The sequence below is a fragment of the Priestia aryabhattai genome (assembly GCF_023715685.1).
Taxonomy (GTDB): domain Bacteria; phylum Bacillota; class Bacilli; order Bacillales; family Bacillaceae_H; genus Priestia; species Priestia aryabhattai_B.
This window is the reverse complement of record NZ_JAMBOQ010000056.1, coordinates 1-472: the sequence shown is the minus strand read 5'-3', so window position 1 is coordinate 472 and position 472 is coordinate 1. Positions and strand designations below refer to the sequence as shown.

Genomic DNA, 472 nt, shown 5'->3' with positions numbered 1-472 from the left:
CTCTACAATGTTATTTAGATATTTACTTTGTCTTACTTGGATGCCTTGAGGCATCTTTTTTTCTTCTTTTAACTCTTGAATAGCAATGGGATAGGCAGGATTTTTATCTACTGTAATCGTACGAGGTGTAGAAACGTGCGAAAAAGCCAAGGCTTTCTTAAAAAAGCGCTTGGCTGCTTGTTTATTTCTTGTTTAACTTAGATAAAAATCGATGGTATTTCCTTCAGAATCAACAGCACGATAGAGATACATCCATTGTCCTTTTACTTTTACATAGGTCTTATCAACCCGCCAAGAATCGTTTGTTGGCTTAAGATGGCGCCGTACTCGCTCATCTAATTCAGAACCATATTGATGAACCCAACGCATAATCGTTGTATGAGCCATACATAATCCACGTTCCTCCATCATTTCTACCAAGTCACGAAAACTTAAATTGTACCGTAGGTACCATCTTACCGTTAACAAAATG

Annotated in this window: 1 pseudogene; it reads right to left on the bottom strand. The window is 37.5% G+C overall.

What is annotated here, in order from left to right:
- A pseudogene (locus M3225_RS28880) lies at positions 1-471 on the bottom strand (IS6 family transposase); the annotation flags it as partial.
- Position 472: the final 1 nt, after the last annotated feature.